Raw genomic sequence first — 18338 nt, 5'->3', positions numbered from 1 at the left:
AAACCGCTTCGCACTTTTCCGGATCATGCTTTAGCGCCTACCGAAACAACCGATCCGCCAGCCAGCCGTCAAGTCCAGCCGCAGCCTCGGGCCGCGCGTTCGGGTTGGGTGGCGCCGAGGCGCGGGCCGGCGTCGGCGGGGGCGGGCGATAATAGCTGCCGCCGGATGGTACCGGCGCGGGCGGCTGCGATGCCTGCATCGGTGGCTGAATCTGCATCGGTCCCGCCGGCGCTGCCGGCGCGGTGACCTGTGACGAGATCTGCATCAGGTTCGCCGGTCCCCAACTGCCTTGCGAGTTCGGGATCGCGGCGACCGGCACGCCCTGATGCGCCGCCTTCATGAAACGGGTCCATACTTCCACCGGCAGGCCGCCACCGGTCGCCTTCTTGGTCGGTGAATTGTCGTCATTGCCGAGCCACACGCCGGTGACGAGCTTGGCGGTGTAGCCGATGAACCAGGCGTCGCGATAATCCTGGCTGGTGCCGGTCTTGCCTGCGGCGGTCCAGCCCGGGATCTCCGCCTTGCGCGCGGTGCCCGAGATCAGCGTCTCGCGCATCATGCTGTTCATCATCGAATCGTAGCGCGGCTCGATTACCTGGTTGGGCGGATCGGTCGGTCGGTCATAGAGCAGCTTGCCCGAGCTGGTCTTGATCTTGGTCACCACATGCGGCGAGATGGCGTAGCCGCCATTGGCGAACGGCGCATAGGCGCCAACCAGTTCGATCACGGAAACTTCCGAGGTGCCGAGCGCGATCGAGACGTTGGGCTCCAGCTTGGAGGAGATGCCGAGCCGGTGCGCGGTGCGCACCACGTTCTTGGCGCCGACCTCGACGCCGAGCCGCACCGCGACCGTGTTCAGCGACATCGCCAGCGCTTGGGTCAACGTCACCGAGCCGAAATATTCGTGGGTGTAGTTCTCCGGCTTCCAGCCCTTGATGTCGAGCGGCGCGTCGGTGCGGATGGTGTCCGGCGTCAGTCCTGCTTCGACCGCGGTGAGATAGACGAACGGCTTGAACGCCGAGCCCGGCTGCCGCTTCGCGGTGACCGCGCGATTGTACTGGCTCTCCGAGTAGTTTCGGCCGCCGACCATGGCGCGCACCGCGCCGTCCGGCGTCATCGCCACCAGCGCGCCCTGGCTGACATTGAACTTCACGCTCTTGGCGGCGAGCTCATCGATGATGGCGGCTTCGGCGACGTTCTGCAGCTTCGGATCGATCGTGGTCTGCACCACGATGTCCTGGTCGATCTGGCCGACCAGATCGTCGAGCACTTCGCCGATCCAGTCGGCGACATAGTTCACGGTGCCGGCGCCGGCCGGCTTCACCGCAATCGAGGGCTGGCCGATCGAAGCCTTGGCCTGTGTCTCTGTGATGAACTTGGCATCGGCCATCGCCGCCAGCACGACCTGCGCGCGCTGCTCGGCGCCTTCCGGGTTGCGGTTTGGCGCCAGCCGCGACGGCGACTTGACGAGGCCGGCCAGCATCGCGGCTTCCGGCAGCGTGACGCTCTTCGCCGACTTGCCGAAATAGCGCTGCGCTGCGGCCTCGACGCCATAGGCGCCGGACCCGAAATAGACCCGGTTGAGATAGAGCTCGAGGATCTCGTTCTTGGAATGCTTGCGCTCCAGCCAGAGCGCGAGCTCGGCCTCCTGCAGCTTGCGCTGCATGGTGCGCTCCTGGGTCAGGAACAGGTTCTTGGCGAGCTGCTGGGTTAGCGTCGAGCCGCCCTGCGAGACGCCGCGGTGCAGCAGGTTGGTCACCGCCGCGCGCAGGATGCCGACCGGGTCGACGCCGTAATGCGAATAGAAGCGGCGGTCCTCGATCGCGATGAAGGCCTTCGGCAGATAGGGCGGCAGATCCTTCAACGCGATGTTGGCGCCGGCCATTTCGCCGCGCTGCGCCAGCACGCTGCCGTCGATGCCGACGATCTGGATCGTCGGCGGGCGCTTGGGAATCTCCAGCGACTGGATCGGCGGCAGATGCGCGCCGACCCACACCACGACACCGATCACCGCAATGCCGGCCCACAGGCCGAGCACCGCGGTCCAATAGAACAGGCGGCCGATGCCGAAGCCCCGCGACTTGCTGCGCCGCTTGCTGCCGCCGCGCGACGGGCGCGGTTTCTCGCTACCGGAATCGCCGCCCTTGTCGCTGCTTTTGGGTTTGGACTTCGCGGGCTTGTCGTCGCCGCCGCCGGGAATGCGGTCGGAGGGCGACAGTCTGAGGTCGGCAAGCGCGGCCGGCAGCCCGAACAGCGGCTCCTTGCGCGCACCGCCTTTTTTACGTCCCCACGCCATCCGCAACGCTCACACCCTAACAGGGCGCACGCTAGCGTTCCCGGTTTAAGGGGCGGTTACGCAAAGCTTAACGGGGGATTAGGAGGTGAGGCAGCGCGTGCTACATATAGACGGAACAAGAAACGAAGGAGCACCGCATGGGCCATATCGATCCGACCAAGGACGTCTTCGCGCAATTCCGGGACAACAACCGGCCGGGCCCGATCCACATGCTCAACCTGGTGCGCCTGCGCGAATGGGCCGCCTATCCCGACGGCCGCAAGGCCACCGGCGCGGAGGCTTATGCGGCCTATGGCCGCGAGAGCGGGCCGGTGTTCGAACGGCTCGGCGGCCGCATCGTCTGGCAAGGCCGCTTCGAGCTGATGCTGATCGGTCCGCAGGAGGAGCGCTGGGATCACTGCTTCATCGCGGAATATCCAAGCGTCGCCGCCTTCGTCGAGATGATCCGCGATCCCGTCTATCGTGAGGCCGTGAAGCACCGCCAGGCCGCGGTGGACGATTCGCGCCTGATCCGCCATGCCGTGCTGCCGGTCGGCAAGAATTTCGGCGAAATTCCGGAGTGACGATGTCGGCCGTCGGCCGATATCGTCATGCGCGGGCTTGACCCGCGCATCCATCAGAGAAGAGCCTTCTCAATTTGATGGATTGCCGGGTCAGGCCCGGCAATGACGAGCTCCAAAACAAATCGGCGGCCCGGAGGCCGCCGATTGCATTTCAAACCTGCGCGAACCGACTAAAGCATGATCCGGAAAAGTGCGAAGCGGTTTTCCGAAAAGATCATGCTCAAACAACGAGCTAAAGCGCGATGGCGATTCAACCTAATCTCATCGCGCTTTAGCCGGCCGGGCCGGCGTCCTCGAGGATCGGGCCGAACAGCTCCCAGCGCTCGCCGTTGAAGCGCATCATCTGCAGCTGCTTGTTGACGCGATAGTCGTTCGGCGCGGTGTTGCCCTTGATGCCGGGCAGCGCCATGTCGAGTTCGACATTCTTCAGGTTGGTCGCCTGCTTCAGCACGTTGTCGCGGGTCAGGTCGTCGCCGCACTGCTTCAGCACATGCACCATCAACTGCGCGGTCGAGTAGCCATAGGTGTTGAAGTTCGAGTTCTTGTCGCCGTCGGGATAGTACTTGGCCATGAAGTCGAAATAGCGCTTCATGCCCGGATCGTCCTTCCACTGCGGATCGGCGGGATCCTTGCCGTAATTGGTGCTGATCAGGCCCTTGGAGGCTTCCAGGCCCGCCGGCTGCAGCACGGCGCCGACCGAGGTCGCGTTGATGTCGACGATGTGGATCGGGTGCCAGCCGAGCTCTGCGATCTTCTTGATCGCCTGCGCCGCCTGCTTCGGCGTCGAGGCCGAGAAGAACAGGTCGGCGCCGGCGTCCTTGATCTTGATCACCTGGGAATCGATGGTCGGGTCGGAGACCTCATAGGAGGCTTCGGCCACGATCATCTTGGCGGCCTTGTCGCCGAGCCCGGCCTTGATGCCGTTGAGATAATCCTTGCCGAGGTCGTCGTTCTGATAGAGCACGCCGATCTTGGCGTTGGGATGCTCCTTCAGGATGTACTGGCCGTAGATGCGGCCTTCGACGAAGTAGTTCGGGTTGAAGCCGAGCGTCCAGGGGAAGTTCTTCGGGTCGGTGAACTTCGAGGCGCCGGTGGCGGCAAACAGCTGCGGCACCTTCTTGGCGTTGAGATATTTCTGCACGGCGGCGTTCGACGGAGTGCCGACGATCTGGAAGGTCAAGAGCACCTCGTCGCTCTCGACGAGCTTGCGCACCTGCTCGACGGCCTTCGGCGGCGAATACGCGTCGTCATACTGGATCAGGTTGATCTTGCGGCCGTTGATGCCGCCCTGATCGTTGATCATCTTGAAGTAAGCCGCCTGGGTCTTGCCGATCGAGGCATAGGCGGAGGCCGGTCCGGAGAAGGGGACGGTCTGGCCGATCTTGATCTCGGTGTCGCTCGCGCCCGGATCGTACTTCTTCTGGGCAAAGGCCGACGTTGCTGACAGCGCGATCGCGAGCGCCGTTCCCGTGACCAGGTGGAAAATCCCGTTCCTCATAGTGCTGTTTCCCTCACGTGACTGATGGTTGGCCGATGATCTTGTCCGCGGGATCAAGGTCCCGCGGTCGCCATCGCTGGGCCGGGATACTGGAGGAACCGTTGTTGCAACGCAAGACGAACGCTGCCGAAAAGGTGAGCGATTTCAGTCAACCAAAGTAGGGGGCGATGCGAAACAATAAAGCCCGTCGGCCACATCGCTCGGTCGGCAGGGCGGTGATGGTAATCGGATGAACAAAGTAGAAGTTTGCCGAGAGCTTCGTTCCCGGCTCCACTTTGCCGTCCTGCTGGCAGCAACAAACTCAGCGTCGTCCCGGCGAAGGCCGGGGCCCATAACCACGACGGTCGATTGCCTTGCGACGCTTGAACGACGAATCCCATCTCCAACACAAGCCGCGGCGTATGGGTCCCGGCCTTCGCCGGGACGACAGTGTACTTGAGATGCGCGACCTCGATCACGTCACGTCGGCGCGGCGAACTGGCTAGCCCGCCGGGCCGGTGTCCTCGATGATCGGGCCGAACAGCTCCCAGCGCTCGCCGTTGAACTTCATCATCTGCATCTGCTTGTTGATGCGGTAGTCGTTCGGTCCCGTCGTGATCGACATGCCCGGCAGCGCAAGGCTCGGCACGAACTTCTTCAGGCTGGTCACCTGCTTCATCAGGTTGTCGCGGGTGAGGTCGTCGCCGCACTGCTTGAGCACCTGGATCAGCAGCTCGGCCGTCGAGTAGCCGTAGGTGTTGACGGTGTTGAGCTTGTCGCCTTCCGGATAATACTTGTCCATGAAGGCGAAATAGGCCTTCACGCCGGGATCGTCCTTCCACTGCGGGTCGGCGGGATCCTTGCCGTAATTGGTCGAGATGATGCCCTTGGAGATGTCGAGGCCGGCCGGCTTCAGCGTCGCCGACACCGGGCTCGCATTGATGTCGAGGATGTGCACCGGGTTCCAGTTGAGATCGGCGATCTTGCGGATCGCCTGCGCGGCGAATTTCGGTGTCGAGGCGTCATAGACCAGATCGACCCCGGCGGCCTTCAGCTTCACGATCTGGGAATCGACCGTCGGGTCGGTCAGCTCGTAGGACACCTCGGTGACGATCATGCTCGCGGCCTTGTCGCCGAGCCCGCTCTTCAGGCCGGTGATGTAGTCGCGGCCGAGATCGTCGTTCTGGTAGAAGATGCCGATCTTGGCGTTCGGGTGATTGGCCAGGATGTATTTGGCGTAGATGCGCCCCTCGGACTGGTAATTCGGGTTGAACGCGATCGTCCATGGCGCGTTCTGCGGGTCGGAGAAGCGCGAGGCGCCGGTGGAGGCGAGCAGCTGCGGCACCTTCCTGGCATTCAGATATTTCTGCACGGCGGCATTCGACGGCGTGCCGATGATCTGGAACGTGAACAGCACCTCGTCTCCCTCGACGAGCTTGCGTACCTGCTCGACCGCTTTCGGCGGCGAATAGGCGTCGTCATACTGGATCAGGTTCAGCTTGCGGCCGTTGATGCCGCCCTGATCGTTGATCATTTTCATATAGGCCGCCTGGGTCTTGCCGATGCCGGCATAGGCGGATGCGGGGCCGGAGAACGGCACGGTCTGGCCGATCTTGATCTCGGTGTCGGTCGCGCCGATGTCGTATTTCTTCTGCGCGGTGGCCGATGTAACCGACAACGCGATCGCAAGCGCCGTCGCAGCGAGCAATTGCACGCTTCTCATGTCCGTGACCTCCCTGTTGCCGGTGATCTTGTCCGCAAGCTCAGGCCGGCGGATGTCACCGTTGCACGGGATGATGGAGGAACGGCTGGGCCATTGCAAGACGATGCACCCTGCGCGCGATGTCGCGTTTGAGCATGATCCGGAAAGTGTGAAGCGGTTTTCCGAGTGGATCATGCTCAAGAAAACAAAAGCGCGCCCGCGCTTTAGGCCAGCCAGAGCTGGATCAGCGCCAACCCAGCGGGAGCCGCCTGCACATAAAGAATGCGGCGGCTGACGGTGGCGGCGCCATAGGCACCGGCGACAATCACGCAGAGCAGGAAAAATGTCTTGATCTGGAACGCGAAGGCCGGATTGCCATGTATGAGGCCCCAGATCAGTCCGGCGGCGAGGAAGCCGTTATAGAGCCCCTGATTGGCGGCGAGCACCGCAGAATCGTTTGCCTTCTCGATCGAGTTGCGAAACGTCTTCAGCCCGAGCGGTTTGGTCCACAGAAACATCTCGAGCACAAGGAAATAGACGTGCAGCATGGCCACCACCGCGACCAGAACATTGCCAAGCAACAGCATATTGCGGCCCCCCGGAGCTTCGGTTCTGATTGAATCAAGAAACGAAGCTCAAGATTCTTGTTTTGGTGCGTTTTCTTCACGCGAACCGGTGTCAGCTTCGCTCGAAAACGCTCTACCCGGAATTCGGGTGGACGCTAGCATGCGGGCGGTGAATTGTATGCCGACCGATCTGCTGCCCGAGATATGACAATGGCCGACCGCAGGACTCCACAGACCTTCAACCTCGACCGCCTCAAGACCCCGATCGGCACCGCGCTGCTGGTGACCGATGACGACGGCGTGCTGCGCGCGCTCGACTGGGACGACTATGAAGGGCGCATGCTCGACCTGCTGCGGCTGCATTATGGCGCCGTGACGCTGCGGGACGGCCACGCGCCGGCTGCGATGCGCAAGGCGCTCGGCGATTACTTCAAGGGCGATCTCGATCGTCTCACCGATGTCGAATGGCGCGTCGCCGGCACGCCGTTCCAGCAGAAGGTCTGGCACGCGCTGCCGAACATTCCGCACGGCACCACCATGAGCTACGGCGCGCTGGCGGCGAAACTCAACGCGCCGAATGCGATGCGCGCGGTCGGCCATGCCAACGGCTCCAATCCGATCAGCGTCGTCGTGCCCTGCCACCGCCTGATTGGCGCCAACGGCTCGCTGGTCAAATATGGCGGCGGGCTGGAGCGCAAGCGCTGGCTGCTGCGCCACGAAGGCGTGGAGATCTAGAGCATGGTCTGGAAAAGTGCGAAGCGGTTTTCCGAAAAGATCATGATCAAACAAAGAGCTAAAGCGCGATGACGATTCGACCCGGTCTCATCGCGCTTTAGAGCGTTTTCGAGTGGGAACCGGTTCGCGCGAAGAAGCGCGTCAAGACCACAACACAGCGACCCGCTTCGACCGCCGGTGCGGCGATCAGTCGAGATCTTCGCTGGGCATGTTGCGCAGATCGCGCACGATATAGAGGAACACAACGAGCGAAGGCACCCACGCGAGTATCGCTCCTACCAGCATAGCGTCGACCGTCGTCATGTGGGACTCCCCTCGGCGTCGTTGGCCAACGTCGTCAGATCGGCTTTTTTGATGGAGCGCCGGTTCTGGGGAAGGGATACAGCCACTTCCAATAGGCCTTGTTGCGCTCCAGCTGCCGCTTGTGGGTCTCGCGGCATTTCGTCGAGCAGAATTGCTCGAAATACCAGTTGTGCCGGATCAGCCCGAAAGGTCGTTTGCACGTCGGATTTCCGCAACGAGCTGTCATGACGCTGCCTCCGCATTCGCGCGCCAAAGCCAGCGGATGAAGTCCTCCTGGCCTTTGTAGAGGCAGAGGCGTCCGCAGTAGCGTTCGCCCGCCGGATTTCGCAAACAGATGATCTTGGGGTCTTCGCTGTCACACTGGGCGCAGCGCGGTTCCGAACGCATGGCGACCTCCCTCCGAGGAATTGCCATTTGCCAATCAAAATGTCTGGTGCTGTCCTTGCGGTCGATCTTCCCGAAGGATGACGATGCGAACTCTCGCGCCGCCGCCGTCGATGCGCAACTTGTCCAGATGTTTTGTGGCATCATCCTTGCGTATAGCTGGCCTGGTGATGGCTGATCCAACTCACGCACCCGGCGCCGCGCTGTGCTGCGCGAGGGCGGTATCGAGGCATTTGATCAGGACGTCCCCGTCGCAGGGCTTGCTCAGAAAGCAGATCGCTCCAGCCTTCAGCGCCCGGACGCGATCGCTTTCGACCGAGAACGCCGTGACGAAAATGAACGGAAAGCGGCGTCCGCTGGCAATGAGGTGGCTCTGCAGGTCGAGCCCGCTCATGGCCGGCATCCTGACATCCGCGATCACACAGGATGTGTCATTCAGGCGGGGCGAGTGCAAAAATTCCTCGGCCGACGCGTAAGTCTCGACCGCGTAGCCCAACGATCTGACGAGATTGTCGGTCGCGGTGCGAACCGACATGTCATCGTCGATGATTGATATCACTGGCGGGTTAGGCAAGGAGGTTTTCCTGGGCCGGAAGGGCCTCCGGCGTGTGCATCATGTGGGGACCACAGTGCGTCGCCAATCGGGGCCGGAGAATCATACTTAGGTTTGCGCCCCGCCGGCTGGCGGTCCGATCTGGAGCATCTGTGCCATCCTGACCAGATCGGGTAACGACTTCGCCGCCATTTTCCGCATGATGTGCCCGCGGTGTATTTTCACGGTGATCTCGGCCACGCCGATTTCGGCGGCGACCTGCTTGTTCATCAACCCCGCCGTGACGAGCGTCATCACCTGGCGTTCACGCGGCGTCAGGGTCGCGAAGGCGGCGCGCAGGTTTGCGAGAACCTTGGCCTCATCGCGACGGTTCCTGTCGCGCTCGATCGCCGTCGTGACGGCATCCAGCATGTCCTGGTCGCGGAATGGCTTGGTCAGGAAGTCCACAGCGCCGGCCTTCATGGCCCTGACCGTCATCGGGATATCGCCGTGGCCGGTCATGAAGATGATCGGAATATCGATACCCGCCTTCGCCAGCTCCCCCTGAAAGTCGAGGCCGCTGAGCCGGGGCAGCCTGATGTCGAGGATCAGGCAGCTCGGGACATCCGGGGGCTTGCGCTGCAGAAATTCATGGGCCGAGCCGAATGCTGCGGTCCGCAAGCCGACGGACCGGAACAGATTGCTCAGCGCGTCCCGCACGGATGCGTCGTCGTCGACGACGAAGACGATGGGATCCTCGGCGTTTGCCAGGCCAGAAGGCGATGCCGCGCGCCCGGTCACCATGCATGATCCTCTTCGTGCAGTGGCAAGGTGAACTGGAACGTCGCGCCGGGGCCGCTATTTCCGGCCACGGACAGGCGGCCTCGGTGAGCTTCGATGATCGACCGGCAGATCGACAATCCCATCCCCATGCCGCTGGCCTTGGTGGTGTAGAACGCGTCGAACAGCCGTTCGGCATTCTCGGTCGCGATCCCGACGCCACAGTCGGAGACCGTGACCACGATCTGCCCGGCCTCGTCTTGGCGCGTCCGGATCACCAGTTCCCGCGGCCTGTCCGTGACCGGCTGCATGGCCTCGATGCCGTTGAGGACCAGGTTGAGGATGACCTGCTGCAGCTGGATACGATCGGCGACGACAGACGGGAGCGCGGGAGCGAGGTCGAGTTGCAAGGATACGTGGTGGCGCTGCAGTTCATGCTGCACCAGGCCGATCACCTGGTTGATGACCTCATTGACGTCGAGCGGCGCCTTCTGATCGGTCGTCTTGTTCACCATCGCGCGGACGCGCTGGATGACCTCGCCCGCCCGGTTGCCGTCGCTGATGATCGACCTGACCGCGCCGCGGGCTTCGTTCAGATCGGGGGCCGCCCGGTTGAGCCACCGCAGGCATGCCGCGGCATTGGTGACCACGGCTGCAAGCGGCTGGTTCACTTCATGGGCGATCGATGCGGCGAGTTCGCCGAGCGCCGTCACGCGCGTGACGTGCGCGAGGTTGGTCTGCGCTTCGTGCAATTCCGCCTCGGCTCGCTTGCGGGCGGTCACGTCGGTGACCGCTCCGACGAATTCGGTGTCGCCCGATAGGTTCGTCACCGCATGCGCCCTGGCGTGAACAAATTTGATCGCCCCATTCGGCATCAGCAATCGATAGAGGTGCTCGAAGTCCGTGCCGTCGAGCGAGGCGCGGTCGATGGTCCGCCGCACGCGGGCGCGATCGTCCGGATGGACGCGCTGCAGGACAGTGGCATGTGTGATGGAAGGAGCTCTGTCGAATTCGAAGATCCTGAACGTCTCTTCCGACCAGATGATCTCGCCGCTGGCAACGTGCCAGCCGAAGCTGCCGGTGTGGCTCAATCGCTGGGCTTCGGTCAGGTACATTTCACTCTGCTGCAGCGCATTTTCGGCCTGCTTGCGCTCGGTGATGTCCTCGCATGCGATCAGCACGATCAGCTGATCGTTCAGCCGCCGCACCGCCTTGGCGTTTTCACGAACCCAAATCCTTGAACCGTCCTTGCGGACCTTCCGGATTTCCCAATTGTGGGTCTGGCCGATGTTGTCGAGGCATGCCGCGACGTTGCGCTGGACCATGTCGCGATCTTCGGCGGCAAAGACCCGCAGCACGGATTGTCCGAGCAGTTCGTCGACGGTGTAGCCCAGCTGTGCCGCGCCGAACGTGTTGACCGACAGCACGAGGCCCGTTGCGTCGACCATGAAGTACATGACCGGGTTGTGTTCGAATACCTCCTTCCATTGCGCTTCGCTGTTGCGCAGCGCCTCCATCGCGCGCTCCTCGCCGCTGGCTCGGCCGCGCAACATGGCCTCCATCCGCCTTTGCGAGCGGCCTACCAGACGGATCATCAGCAATGCGGCGGTAAGCGACGCGACGAGCAGCGCCAGGGCAACCAGATGGGCGGAAGCTGCCGGCTGCGGACCAAGTAACAGCCCGATGCAGGTTGCAGCCAAGGCCAGCACCATGCCGCCGAGCAGCCATTGCTCGGCCGACCAGGACTTCGTGGTCGGGTCGCGGATCATCGGCAGCACCAGCACTTGGCCATCATCATGGGCCGCGCTGCGTCGCTAGGTGACTGCTACCATCAGCGGCGACAACGCCGCCCTCCCAACGGGCTGCATACTAGCAGCTTTCTTGCCGCCCGGACGGGATCGCGCCGGCCTTTTTGGCGGTCCACACCCGCGAGATCGCGCAGAAAGCGAAGCCATCGAGCGCGCTCAGGTCCAGGTTGCGAGCTAAACTCAAGTATGAGTCATCCCCACCGAATGTAACGGTCGGATCAACCTCCGTTCAATGGCCCGTTCCATCCCGGTGACTACGCTTGATGGGTAACTCGATTACGGTAGAGGTTTCCGGGGTTCAGCAATCGCCTATCAGAGACGGAGATTGAAATGCCCAGCGCGCGCCTGCATCTGATCGTTTGCTCCGACGACGTCGACCACGAGGCGAGGCCCCAGAGACGCGATCGCAGCTTCCGGCCTTCCGTTATCGAGGGTGGCAAACAAACAGCAAGCACGCTGGCCGACAACCCGTGGATCGATCTGCTGGACGCATTCGATCTGGGCGTCGTGGTCTGTCAGGCCAGCTACCTCGCCTTGCTGGGAGCGAGCCTGGCGGCGCTGCAGCCGCAGTTCGACGTGCCGGATTCAGGGCGGTAGCCGGCCCTGAATTCCAAGTCCGGCAGGCTGCCGGGACCGAAGCGCTGGCTGCTCACGCCTGGGTCGCGCAACACGGGTCCGATCACAGCCTCCGTGAGAGCCCGGAATCCATTCCCCGCCTAGCCCCGGCTCTGATGGATTCCGGGCTCAGTTCTGCAGACGCCCTCAGCTGCGCAATGGCGCACCGGAATGATGGGTGGAGCAGGTCGACGGCGCGGCTTCCGCGCCAGGCTCCCGACCTCGGCAAATTGCAGCAATTTTTTCGAAAGATGCCCGGTTCGCTTTAGCAGCTTTTGAAGCACCTGATTATTGGATCTGTCCGGCAACGGCATCGCTCCGCAGAGCTGTGCGTTGGTTCGCGCACTGACAGATCAGGGGCCGGTCATCATGAATCAGGCACAGCAGCCCAAGCCGTTTCCCGAAGACAATAGTTCCGTCACCAGGGATGAAGCCGAGGGCGCGCGAGGATTGCAGCGCGATCTGCAGGAACGGCTGCAGCCGGAGCATGACGAGCCGATCAGCGATAGCGGTCCCCATCCCGAAGCGCCCGCAGGCTCGGGCCGGATGGTTCGCCGCTTGCTCAAGGTCGGCATTGGCCTTGCCATCGTCGCCGTTTTCGGATGGCTGCCGCTCAAGGCCGTGTTGCAGACCTCGAGCGTGGAGGCCGTGGTCAATGCCAGGATTGTGACCTTGCGCTCGCCGATCGACGGCACCGTGAGCGCGAAGCCGCAAAAATCCACGCAGCTCAGCGTGGTTCGCGAGGGCGATACGATCCTTCACGTCGTCAACGCACGCGGCGATCGCGCCCGGCTCGATGATCTGCGGCGGCAGATGTCCCGGCTGGAAAATGAGCGTCCGAGTCTGGCGGCCAAGCTTTCGGCCGCCGAGACGGCGCAACAGGATCTTGCCCGCCAGGCCGGCCAGTTCCGTGACGGCCGCATCCTCCAGCTCGAGGCCCGGATCGCCGAAATCCAGACCGCGATCGAGGCCGCCGCCGCAAGGCGGGAGGAGGCCGTGGCCGCCGTCGAGCGGGCGTCGTCGCTGATCAAATCGGGCAGCGTGTCGACGGTCGAAATGGCCCGCCTGACGCGCGAGCAGGCGATCTCCCAGCAGACCGAAATCGGCGCTCGACGGCGTCTCGACGCCGCCAAGGTCGAGCTCACCGCCGCAAGGAACGGCACCTATCTGGGCGACAGCTACAATGACAGGCCGAGCTCCGTGCAGCGCGAGGAGGAGATGCGCCAGCGCGTCAGCGATCTGCGTGCCGATCTGGCGCATGCCGATGCCGAGATCGACTGGCTGACCCACGAGATCGCCGCCGAGCAGCTGCACTACGTCAACCGGGCGGAAGCCGACATCAAGGCGCCGGTCGGAGGGCGCATCTGGGAGATGATGACGTCGCCCGGCGAGGACGTCAGGGCCGGGCAGCCCTTGCTCAAGCTGCTCGATTGCAGCGGCGCGGTGGTCACGGCAAACGTCACCGAGAGCGTCTACAACGGTCTGAAACTCGGCGAGCAGGCGAGCTTCGAGCCGAATGACGGCAGCGCCGCGCTCCAGGGCGAGATCGTCAACCTCACCGGCGCGTCGGGCGCGCCCGCGAACCTTGCGATCAATCCGGATGCGTTGAACAAGGAGCCGTATCGCGTGACGGTCTCGATGCCGGCGCTCGACACCACGGGCAAGGATTGCGCGGTCGGCCGCACCGGACGCGTGGTGTTCAACGCGGACGCGGCAAAGTCATGATGGCGGCATTTGCGCCCGGGCTGGTCGCCTTCGGCGCCTGTCTTGCAATCCTGCCCTTGCTCCATCGCGAGCAGACCCTGGCCCGCGTCATGATGACGGGCATGTCGTTCGTCCTCTTGGTCCACTATTTCGCGTGGCGGGTGACCCACACCCTGCCGCCGCCGGGCCTCACCGCAGATGCGTTGGTTGGCTATCCCTTCATGCTGGCCGAAGCGGCCTCGATGATCGCGGTGTGCCTGTCGCTGCTGTTTCTCAGCCGCACGATCGATCGTTCGCCTGAGGTCAATGCAAACCTGCGCCGATCGAAGTTGCCCGCAAACGCGCCGCTCGTCGACGTCTTCATCTGCACCTACAATGAGGAGAAGGCGATCCTGGAGCGCACCATCATCGGCGCGACCGGGCTCAACTATCCCAATTATCGCGTCTGGGTGCTCGACGATGGGCGCAGGCTCTGGCTGCGCCGGCTCGCCCAGGAGCTCGGCTGCAACTATCTGACCCGTCCGGACAACCGCCACGCCAAGGCCGGCAACATCAATCATGCGCTCCAGCACGTTTCTGGGCTACCGGAGCGGCCGGAGTTCATCTCGATCCTCGATGCGGATTTCGTCCCGATGCCGGACTTCCTGACCCGGGCGATGAGCCTGATGCAGGACGGCAGCGTCGGCGTCGTGCAGACGCCGCAGCACTTCATCAACCCTGATCCGATCCAGACCAATCTCGCGGCGACCGATGTGTGGCCCGACGAACAGCGCTTCTTCTTCGATATCCTGATGCCGGCCAAGGATGCCTGGGACACGGCATTCTGCTGCGGCACCTCATCGCTGATCCGTTTCTCCGGCCTGATGCAGATCGGTGGCTTCCCGACCGACTCGGTGACGGAGGATTACCTCGTCACACTGCGTCTGAAGGAGAAAGGGCTGCGCACGGTCTATCTGAACGAGCGCCTGACCATCGGCCTCGCGCCGGAGGGACTGAAAGAATACATCACGCAGCGCGGGCGCTGGTGTCTCGGCTTCATGCAGATCTTCCGGGGCCGCAGCGGTCCGTTCTCGCGGCGATCGAAGCTTGCCTTCATGGACCGGCTGTCGCTGGTCGACGCCTTCATGAGCTGGGCGGCGGTCTACGGCACCAAGGTGTTCGGCCTGGTCGTGCCGTGGCTTTATCTGCTGTTCGGGATCAAGGCGGTCCATGCCGACCTGTTCGAGCTGCTGAAATATTTTTTGCCGTTCTATGTCTGGCACGCCTTCACGATGGCCTGGATCTCGCGCGGCCGCTCGCTTGCGATCATGACCGACGTGTCGCAATACATCGCGGCGCCCGCGGTGTTGAAGGCGGTCGTGACCGGCCTCGCCAGGCCGCAGGGCCACAAATTCAAGGTGACGGCCAAGGGCGGCGACCGCAACCGCCGCTTCATCGAATGGCCGCTGCTGCGGCTCTATGGCGCCGCCCTGCTGATCACGCTGCTGGCGATCGCCTATGCCTTCATCCTGCATCTGCGCGGCGACAGCATAGCCTATGGCGGGCTGGCGCTGGCCTGGAGCCTGTACAATTGCGTCGTGCTCGCGATCGTGTGCTTCATTTGCATCGAGCAGCCGCGGCGCCGCAAGGCCGAGCGGTTCGAACGCGACGAGCCGATCCTGATCCATCAGGACAGCGAGATGCGCTTGATCCGGATGGCCGACATCTCGATCTCGGGCGCGCGCTTCATCGATCCCGTCCCGCCCGCCATCGGTTCCTTGATCAAATGCAATGTCTACGGACAGAACGTCGCCGCGACCGTGGTCCGGCGCACTCGCGACGGCTTCGGCGTCCGTTTCGAGGATGCGGTGGCGACGCGGGTCAATGTCGTGCGCGCATTCTATGCCGGCGAATATGTCCGCGCCTTTCACGGCGTGCGCGCCGCGCCGGTCGGCAAGGCCCTGCTGATGCGGCTGTTCGGTTGAGTACGATAGGTCATTCCGGGGCGATGCGAAGCATCGAACCCGGAATCTCGAGATTCCGGGTTCAGCCCTGCGGGCTGCCCCGGAATGACGGGTGGCAGTTCGCCGCTACGCCGCCGGCTTCGCCGCCTGGTCCTCGCTCGCGAGCAGATGCAGCAGCGCGCTCTTGATCGCGGCCTGCCGGGTCGGCGCCGTGATCTGGGCACCCAGCAGGTCGGTGACATAGAACACGTCGCGGGCGCGTTCGCCGAAGGTCGCGACATGGGCCGAGGCGATGTTGAGGTTGAGCTTCGAGATCGCGGTGGTGAGCTGGTAGAGCAGGCCGGGCCGGTCGAGGCCGGAGACCTCGATCACGGTGTAGCGGTCGGACCACTGGTTGTTGATGGTCACCTCGGGCTCGACGATGAACGGCCGCGCCTTGCTGCGCACGGTGCGCTTGGCAACCGCTTCGGGCAGCCGCAGCTTGCCTTCCAGCACGTGCTCGATCATCTCGCCAATTCTGGTGGCGCGGCGGCCCTCGTCCTCGTCGCGATCGTATTCGCGCGAGATCGAGATGGTGTCGAGCGCGCGGCCGTCGGTCGTGGTGTAGATCTGGGCGTCGACGATGTTGGCGCCGGCCGACGCGCAGGCACCCGCGATGATCGACAACAGCCAGGGATGGTCGGTCGCCAGGATCGTCAGCTCGGTGACGGCGCGGACCTCGTCGAAGCCGACATTGATTGCGAGCTTGTGGCCGGCCTGCTCGCTGGCGCGGATGAAGCGGGCCTGCCGGATCTTGCGCGCCAGCTCGACCTTGAGCCAGTAGGCCGGATAATGCCGGCCGATATAGGCATTGAGCTCCGCCTCCGGCCATTCGGTGAAGGCGCGGCGGAATTCGGCTTGCGCCACCGCGATGCGCTGGGCGCGGTTGACCTCGGAGAAGCCGCCGGTCAGCACCGGCTCGGTCTCGTAATACAGCGTGCGCAACAGCTGCGCCTTCCAGCCGTTCCACACGCCCGGACCGACGCCGCGGATGTCGGCCGTGGTCAGGATCGTGAGCAGCTTCATCTGCTCGACCGACTGCACCACGGCGGCGAAATTCTCGATGGTCTTGCGGTCCGACAGGTCGCGCGATTGCGCCACCGTCGACATCGTCAAATGCTCCTCGATCAGCCACGCCACCAGCTCGGTGTCGGCCGCCGAGAAGCCGAGCCGCGGGCACAGCCGCCGCGCCACCTTGGCGCCGGCGATCGAATGGTCTTCCGGCCGGCCCTTGGCGATGTCGTGCAGCAGCGTCGCGATATAGATCACCGAGCGGTGCTCGGGGCGGATTTTGCGAAACAGGTCGCTGGCGACCGTGAACTCCTCGTTGCCGCCGCGCTCGATGTCCTGCAGGAAGCCTATGCAGCGAAGCAGATGCTCGTCCACCGTGTAGTGGTGGTACATGTTGAACTGCATCATCGACACGATCTTGCCGAAAGCGCGGATGAATTGGCCGAGCACGCCGGTCTCGTTCATCCGCCGCAGCACGATCTCCGCATTGTCGGAGGTCAGGATCTCCATGAACAGGCGGTTGGCTTCGTCGTTCTCGCGCAGCTGGGTGTTGATCAGCTTGAGCGAGCGCGTCACCGTGCGCATCGCGTCGGGATGGAAGGCGAGGTTGTTCTGCTGCGCGAGGCGGAAGATCCGGATCAGGTTGACCGGATCGTGCTTGAACACGTCGGGCGCGGCGAGGTTGATGCGGTTGTTGTCGACGATGAAGTCGTCGCTGCCGTTAACCCGCCGCCGCTTGGTGCCGGGCCGCAGCCGCGCCACCATCCGGCTCAGCACCGGCGCCGGCTTGTTGTGCTCTTCCTCGAGCTTGGCGCACAGGATCGCGGTGAGGTCGCCGACGTCCTTCGCGATCAGGAAGTAGTGCTTCATGAAGCGCTCGACGTCCTGCATGCCGGGATGCGAGGTGTAGCCGAGGCGGACCGCGATCTCGCGCTGCATGTCGAACGACAGCCGCTCCTCGGCGCGTCCGGCGAAGAAGTGCAGGTTGCAGCGCACCGACCACAGGAAGTCGGCGCAGCGGCGGAAGGTGCGGTATTCCTGCGCGTCGAATACGCCGCGTTCCAGCAGCTCGTCGGTCTCGCGCACGCGGTAGACGTATTTGGCGATCCAGAACAGCGTGTGCAGGTCGCGCAGGCCGCCCTTGCCGTCCTTGACGTTGGGCTCGACCAGATAGCGCGACTGGCCGGCGCGGCGATGCCGCTCCTCGCGCTCGGCGAGCTTGGCGGTGACGAACTCCGACGCGGTGCCCTGCACCACCTCCTTGTCGAAGCGCTCGACCAGCTCGTCATAAAGCGGCTGGTCGCCGGTCAGGAAGCGCGTCTCCAGGATCGCGGTGCGGATCGTCATGTCGCCGCGCGCCTGACGGATCGATTCATCGACCGAGCGCGTGGCGTGGCCGACCTTCAGCCCCATGTCCCAGAGGCAATAGAGAATGGCTTCGGCGACCTGTTCGCCCCAGGCGGTCTGCTTGTAGGGCAGGATGAACAACAGATCGATGTCGGACTCCGGCGCCATCAGCCCGCGGCCATAGCCGCCGGTCGCGACCACGGCCATGCGTTCGGCGCCCGAGGGGATCGGCGAGTGATAGAGGTGGCGGGTCGCCGCCGCGTAGAGGATGCGAATGATCTCGTCCTGCACGAAGCAGAGCCGTTCGGCGCAGCGCCGGCCGTGACGGTCCTTGAGCAGCAGCGCCTGCGCCGTGGCGCGCGCCGCGATCAGCTCGGCCTTGAGCAGCTGCGCCATCGCGGCGCGGAACTGGTCCTCGCGGCCGGCATGCCGTTCGGCAAGTGCATTCACCGCCGCGGTGATCCGCTCGGTCTCGAAACGATCATCCGCTTCAGGGCGGGCCTCGACTACGACGCTGTCCATAGGTTCATCCG

13 protein-coding genes are annotated in these 18338 nt (G+C 63.8%); 5 read left to right on the top strand and 8 right to left on the bottom strand.

Annotation, left to right across the window (positions count from 1 at the left end; all coding sequences use genetic code 11):
• Window positions 1-37: 37 nt before the first annotated feature.
• Entirely contained in the window at window positions 38-2296 is a 2259-nt protein-coding gene (locus tag QA639_RS41340; protein WP_283088903.1) for a transglycosylase domain-containing protein, read from the bottom strand.
• 137 nt (window positions 2297-2433) lie between these two features.
• Here QA639_RS41340 and QA639_RS41335 point away from each other — a divergent pair, with 137 nt between their 5' ends.
• On the top strand, window positions 2434-2859 hold the full coding sequence (locus tag QA639_RS41335; protein WP_028335618.1) for a DUF1330 domain-containing protein: 426 nt from the start codon (window positions 2434-2436) through the stop codon (window positions 2857-2859).
• 271 nt (window positions 2860-3130) lie between these two features.
• On the opposite strand, the gene QA639_RS41330 is transcribed toward QA639_RS41335, so the two are convergent.
• The 3 genes from QA639_RS41330 to QA639_RS41320 form a co-directional block, all read right to left on the bottom strand.
• Entirely contained in the window at window positions 3131-4357 is a 1227-nt protein-coding gene (locus QA639_RS41330) for an ABC transporter substrate-binding protein (RefSeq protein WP_018269220.1), read from the bottom strand.
• 481 nt (window positions 4358-4838) lie between these two features.
• Entirely contained in the window at window positions 4839-6059 is a 1221-nt protein-coding gene (locus tag QA639_RS41325) for an ABC transporter substrate-binding protein (RefSeq protein ID WP_028335619.1), read from the bottom strand.
• 203 nt (window positions 6060-6262) lie between these two features.
• Entirely contained in the window at window positions 6263-6625 is a 363-nt protein-coding gene (locus tag QA639_RS41320; protein WP_152977442.1) for a DUF1304 domain-containing protein, read from the bottom strand.
• Between the two features lie 189 nt (window positions 6626-6814).
• Here QA639_RS41320 and QA639_RS41315 point away from each other — a divergent pair, with 189 nt between their 5' ends.
• Window positions 6815-7339: a methylated-DNA--[protein]-cysteine S-methyltransferase gene (locus QA639_RS41315; RefSeq protein ID WP_157342528.1), complete on the top strand. Its 525-nt coding sequence runs from the start codon at window positions 6815-6817 to the stop codon at window positions 7337-7339.
• A gap of 871 nt (window positions 7340-8210) precedes the next feature.
• Here QA639_RS41315 and QA639_RS41310 read toward each other — a convergent pair.
• The 3 genes from QA639_RS41310 to QA639_RS41300 form a co-directional block, all read right to left on the bottom strand.
• Window positions 8211-8561 (bottom strand): response regulator transcription factor, encoded by a 351-nt coding sequence (locus QA639_RS41310; RefSeq protein WP_244978474.1) that lies wholly within the window; start codon window positions 8559-8561, stop codon window positions 8211-8213.
• Between the two features lie 126 nt (window positions 8562-8687).
• A complete protein-coding gene (locus tag QA639_RS41305) occupies window positions 8688-9362 on the bottom strand; it encodes a response regulator transcription factor (protein ID WP_157342524.1) in 675 nt (224 codons plus the stop codon).
• Window positions 9356-11122, bottom strand: a complete 1767-nt coding sequence (locus tag QA639_RS41300) for a PAS domain-containing sensor histidine kinase (protein ID WP_283088902.1) — start codon at window positions 11120-11122, stop codon at window positions 9356-9358. The genes QA639_RS41305 and QA639_RS41300 overlap by 7 nt, the downstream gene beginning before the upstream one ends.
• Before the next feature lie 354 nt (window positions 11123-11476).
• On the opposite strand from QA639_RS41300, the gene QA639_RS41295 reads away from it, so the two are divergent.
• The 3 genes from QA639_RS41295 to QA639_RS41285 all read left to right on the top strand — a co-directional run bounded on the left by QA639_RS41295 (window position 11477) and on the right by QA639_RS41285 (window position 15429).
• Complete coding sequence (locus tag QA639_RS41295; protein WP_283088901.1) at window positions 11477-11743, top strand: hypothetical protein; 267 nt, start codon at window positions 11477-11479, stop codon at window positions 11741-11743.
• Between the two features lie 387 nt (window positions 11744-12130).
• Entirely contained in the window at window positions 12131-13486 is a 1356-nt protein-coding gene (locus tag QA639_RS41290) for an HlyD family secretion protein (RefSeq protein WP_283088900.1), read from the top strand.
• Window positions 13483-15429, top strand: a complete 1947-nt coding sequence (locus QA639_RS41285; RefSeq protein WP_283088899.1) for a glycosyltransferase — start codon at window positions 13483-13485, stop codon at window positions 15427-15429. Before QA639_RS41290 ends, QA639_RS41285 begins: the two co-directional genes overlap by 4 nt.
• 105 nt (window positions 15430-15534) lie before the next feature.
• Here QA639_RS41285 and QA639_RS41280 read toward each other — a convergent pair whose 3' ends face one another.
• A complete protein-coding gene (locus QA639_RS41280) occupies window positions 15535-18327 on the bottom strand; it encodes a [protein-PII] uridylyltransferase (protein WP_283088898.1) in 2793 nt (930 codons plus the stop codon).
• Between the last annotated feature and the right edge of the window lie 11 nt (window positions 18328-18338).

Source organism: Bradyrhizobium pachyrhizi, from assembly GCF_029714545.1.
GTDB classification, from domain to species: Bacteria; Pseudomonadota; Alphaproteobacteria; order Rhizobiales; family Xanthobacteraceae; genus Bradyrhizobium; species Bradyrhizobium pachyrhizi.
The sequence above is the reverse complement of the archived record's forward strand: the minus strand, read 5'-3'. Positions and strand labels throughout refer to the sequence as shown.

Bases quoted from the DNA above. Each gene is read 5' to 3' on its own strand.
- QA639_RS41325 (WP_028335619.1), bottom strand. From the start codon at position 6,059: ATGAGAAGCGTGCAATTGCTCGCTGCGACGGCGCTTGCGATCGCGTTG.
- QA639_RS41335 (WP_028335618.1), top strand. From the start codon at position 2,434: ATGGGCCATATCGATCCGACCAAGGACGTCTTCGCGCAATTCCGGGAC.
- QA639_RS41330 (WP_018269220.1), bottom strand. From the start codon at position 4,357: ATGAGGAACGGGATTTTCCACCTGGTCACGGGAACGGCGCTCGCGATC.
- QA639_RS41295 (WP_283088901.1), top strand. From the start codon at position 11,477: ATGCCCAGCGCGCGCCTGCATCTGATCGTTTGCTCCGACGACGTCGAC.
- QA639_RS41305 (WP_157342524.1), bottom strand. From the start codon at position 9,362: ATGGTGACCGGGCGCGCGGCATCGCCTTCTGGCCTGGCAAACGCCGAG.
- QA639_RS41320 (WP_152977442.1), bottom strand. From the start codon at position 6,625: ATGCTGTTGCTTGGCAATGTTCTGGTCGCGGTGGTGGCCATGCTGCAC.
- QA639_RS41315 (WP_157342528.1), top strand. From the start codon at position 6,815: ATGGCCGACCGCAGGACTCCACAGACCTTCAACCTCGACCGCCTCAAG.
- QA639_RS41280 (WP_283088898.1), bottom strand. From the start codon at position 18,327: ATGGACAGCGTCGTAGTCGAGGCCCGCCCTGAAGCGGATGATCGTTTC.
- QA639_RS41290 (WP_283088900.1), top strand. From the start codon at position 12,131: ATGAATCAGGCACAGCAGCCCAAGCCGTTTCCCGAAGACAATAGTTCC.
- QA639_RS41310 (WP_244978474.1), bottom strand. From the start codon at position 8,561: ATGTCGGTTCGCACCGCGACCGACAATCTCGTCAGATCGTTGGGCTAC.
- QA639_RS41285 (WP_283088899.1), top strand. From the start codon at position 13,483: ATGATGGCGGCATTTGCGCCCGGGCTGGTCGCCTTCGGCGCCTGTCTT.
- QA639_RS41340 (WP_283088903.1), bottom strand. From the start codon at position 2,296: ATGGCGTGGGGACGTAAAAAAGGCGGTGCGCGCAAGGAGCCGCTGTTC.